Source organism: Sphingomonas sp. (assembly GCF_042095875.1).
In the GTDB taxonomy this organism is placed as follows: Bacteria; Pseudomonadota; Alphaproteobacteria; order Sphingomonadales; family Sphingomonadaceae; genus Sphingomonas.
Map to the genome: position 1 here is coordinate 1 of NZ_JBELMJ010000095.1, position 3,906 is coordinate 3,906.

Consider the following 3,906-nt stretch of genomic DNA (forward strand, 5'->3'; position numbering starts at 1 on the left):
CGTCGACCAGGTCGACCTTGTTCATGAACACGACCATCGCCGGCACGCCGACCTGACGGGCAAGCAGGATGTGCTCGCGGGTCTGCGGCATCGGGCCGTCGGTCGAGGACACGACCAGGATCGCGCCGTCCATCTGGGCGGCACCGGTGATCATGTTCTTCACGTAGTCGGCGTGACCCGGGCAGTCGACGTGCGCGTAGTGGCGGTTCGCCGTCTCGTACTCGACGTGCGCGGTCGAGATCGTAATGCCGCGCTCGCGCTCTTCCGGCGCCTTGTCGATGTTCGCGAAGTCCACCGCGGCGTTACCCGCCACGTTCTCCGCCAGCACCTTGGTGATCGCCGCCGTCAGCGAGGTCTTGCCATGGTCGACGTGACCGATGGTGCCGATGTTCAGGTGCGGCTTGGTCCGCTCAAACTTAGCCTTAGCCATTGTTTCCCTACCTTCTTGGATGTCACTGGAGCCGCACGCAGGACCCGCCGTGAAGGCGGCCCCATAGCGGCAGAATTCGTGTTGCGCAAACCCCTTGGCCGGGATGATCCCGGCCGGGGAGCCGACGCGGAAGTAAATTCCGCGTCGTCGATCCCCGGGCAAGCCCGAGGTCGCCCGGCGCCCGGCGTCTCCGGGGCAGGTCGCCCTGCCCCGGTGCGCCTTACGCGAGCTTGGCCTTCACCTCGTCGGCGACGTTCTGCGGCACTTCGTCGTAGTGCGAGAACTGCATCGAGTAGCTGGCGCGGCCCTGCGTGAACGAGCGCAGCGAGTTCACGTAGCCGAACATGTTCGCCAGCGGGACCATCGCGGTCACCGCCTGCGCGTTGCCGCGCGTGTCGGTGCCCTGGATCTGGCCACGACGCGAGTTCATGTCGCCGATGACGTCGCCCAGATAGTCCTCAGGGGTAACGACCTCGACCTTCATGACCGGCTCGAGCAGCGTGATGCCCGCCTTCTGGGCGCCTTCACGCATCGCACCGCGCGCGGTGATTTCGAACGCCAGCGCCGACGAGTCGACGTCGTGGTACGCGCCGTCATACAGCGTGATGTCGAAGTCGATGATCGGGAAGCCGACCAGCGAACCCGTGGCCGCCGTCTCGCGGAAGCCCTTTTCGATCGCAGGGATATATTCGCGCGGAATGTTACCGCCCTTGATCTCGTCCTTGAAGACGATGCCCGCGCCACGCTCGCCCGGCGTCAGCTTCACCTTCACGCGACCGAACTGACCGGTGCCGCCCGACTGCTTCTTGTGCGTGTAGTCGATATCCACGGCCTTCTTGAGGTATTCGCGATACGCCACCTGCGGCGCACCGACGTTTGCCTCGACCTTGAACTCGCGCTTCATGCGGTCGACGAGAATCTCGAGGTGGAGTTCGCCCATCCCCTTGATGATCGTCTGGCCCGATTCGTGATCGGTCGACACGCGGAACGAGGGATCCTCGGCAGCCAGGCGGTTGAGCGCGATGCCCATCTTTTCCTGGTCGGCCTTGGTCTTCGGCTCCACCGACAGCTCGATGACCGGCTCGGGGAATTCCATGCGCTCCAGGATGATCGGGTGCGCCGGATCGCAAAGCGTGTCGCCCGTCGTCGTTTCCTTGAGACCCGCCAGCGCGACGATGTCGCCCGCACGCGCCTCTTCGATGTCCTCACGCGAATTCGCGTGCATGAGGAGCATACGGCCGATCTTTTCCTTCTTGTCCTTCACCGAGTTCAGGTAGCCGCCCTTGGTCAGGACGCCCGAATAGATGCGCGCGAAGGTCAGCGAGCCGACGAACGGATCGTTCATGATCTTGAACGCCAGCGCCGAGAACGGCGCCTCGTCCGACGACGGACGCTCGTCCGGCGTCTCGCCGTCGAGCTTGACGCCCTTGATCGCCGGCACGTCGAGCGGGCTCGGCAGATAGTCGACCACCGCGTCGAGCAGCGGCTGGACGCCCTTGTTCTTGAACGCCGAGCCGCACACGACCGGCACGAACGACATGTTCAGCGTGCCCTTGCGGATCAGCTTCTTGAGCGTCGCCGTGTCGGGCTCGTTGCCCTCCAGGTACGCCTCCATCGCGTCGTCGTCCTGCTCGACCGCGAGCTCGATCAGGTCGCTGCGATACTTGGCGGCCTTCTCGGTCAGGTCGGCGGGAATGTCCTGATACTCGAACTTCGCGCCCAGCGACTCCTCGAGCCAGATGATCGCGCGGTTCTCGACCAGGTCGACCAGCCCCTTGAACTGGCCCTCCATGCCGATCGGCAGGTACAGCACTGCGGGCTTTGCACCCAGACGATCGATGATCGACTGCACGCAGAAGTAGAAATCGGCGCCGGTACGGTCGAGCTTGTTGACGAAGCACATGCGCGGCACGCCGTACTTGTCGGCCTGACGCCACACGGTTTCCGACTGCGGTTCGACGCCGGCAACGCCGTCGAAGCACGCGACCGCGCCGTCGAGGACGCGCAGCGAACGCTCGACTTCGATGGTGAAGTCGACGTGGCCCGGCGTGTCGATGATGTTGATCAGGTGCTCAGGGCCCTGACCCTCTTCGGCCTTCCACTTGCAGGTGGTGGCGGCCGACGTGATCGTGATCCCGCGCTCCTGCTCCTGCTCCATCCAGTCCATCGTCGCGGTGCCTTCGTGCACTTCGCCGATCTTGTAGGACTTGCCGGTGTAATAGAGGATGCGCTCGGTCGTGGTCGTCTTGCCGGCGTCGATGTGCGCCATGATGCCGATATTGCGATAGCGCTCGAGCGGATGGCTGCGGGCCATGATCGTGATTTCCTTAGAGATATGGGGAGCGCAGCTTTCGCCGGCTCCCCATGATATAGTTTAAAAGCGGTGCGCTTCCAAGCCTTACCAGCGGTAGTGCGAGAACGCCCGGTTCGCTTCCGCCATGCGGTGCGTGTCTTCGCGCTTCTTCACCGCGTTGCCGCGGTTGTTGGCGGCGTCCATCAGCTCGCCCGAGAGGCGGGCCGACATGGTGTTCTCGCTGCGGGCACGCGCCGCGGCGATGAGCCAGCGGATCGCGAGCGCCTGGGCGCGCTCCGGACGAACCTCGACGGGGACCTGATAGGTCGCACCGCCGACGCGGCGCGAGCGCACTTCGATGCCCGGCTTGATGTTGTTCAGCGCGTCGTGGAACACGCCGATCGGCTCGCGCTTCGCGCGCTGCTCGACGGTTTCCAGAGCACCGTAGACGATGAGTTCTGCGACGGACTTCTTGCCGTCCAGCATCACCGAATTCATGAACTTCGACAGAACCTCATCCCCGAACTTGGGATCAGGCAGGATGACCCGCTTTTCGGGACGACGACGACGTGCCATTTCAAAAACCTTTCAAACTTCAGCCTTCTGGACGAGCCTCTCGGGAGGCCGACCGGCTTACTTCGGACGCTTGGCGCCGTACTTGGAGCGGGACTGGCGACGATCCTTGACGCCCTGCGTGTCGAGCACGCCGCGCAGGACGTGGTAGCGCACGCCGGGAAGATCGCGCACACGGCCGCCGCGGATGAGCACCACCGAGTGCTCCTGCAGGTTGTGGCCTTCGCCCGGGATGTACGAAATGACTTCGCGGCTGTTGGTCAGGCGAACCTTGGCCACCTTGCGAAGCGCCGAGTTCGGCTTCTTCGGGGTCGTCGTGTAGACGCGGGTGCAGACGCCGCGCTTCTGCGGGTTCTGCTCCATCGCAGGGACCTTCGACTTGGCCTTCTGCGGGTCGCGGCCCTTGCGGACCAGCTGGTTGATCGTCGGCATGAAGCCTTCACCTCGTATATGGGTTACTTTGCTGGAGCCATCACAGCACTTCGGAATACAAAAAGGGACGCGGACGGCGAAACGCCACCCCGGCCCCACAACTTTTGCATCCAGCAATGTTCAAGCTTGCCCACCGGATCGCTCCGATGGAACGGGCGGGCCTATACGCAGAGTCGGG

4 protein-coding genes are annotated in these 3,906 nt (G+C 64.1%); all 4 read right to left on the bottom strand.

All coding sequences use genetic code 11. The features are described from left to right. The coding region (locus ACFDS6_RS16750; RefSeq protein ID WP_375273220.1) for a GTP-binding protein at window positions 1–430 on the bottom strand (430 nt) is incomplete at its 3' end. Between the two features lie 220 nt (window positions 431–650). Further along, a complete protein-coding gene (gene fusA, locus ACFDS6_RS16755; protein ID WP_375273221.1) occupies window positions 651–2,744 on the bottom strand; it encodes an elongation factor G in 2,094 nt (697 codons plus the stop codon). Between the two features lie 84 nt (window positions 2,745–2,828). Beyond that, on the bottom strand, window positions 2,829–3,299 hold the full coding sequence (gene rpsG, locus ACFDS6_RS16760; protein ID WP_017979497.1) for a 30S ribosomal protein S7: 471 nt from the start codon (window positions 3,297–3,299) through the stop codon (window positions 2,829–2,831). 57 nt (window positions 3,300–3,356) lie between these two features. Further along, window positions 3,357–3,728, bottom strand: a complete 372-nt coding sequence (rpsL, locus tag ACFDS6_RS16765) for a 30S ribosomal protein S12 (protein WP_010185487.1) — start codon at window positions 3,726–3,728, stop codon at window positions 3,357–3,359. Window positions 3,729–3,906 lie beyond the last annotated feature (178 nt).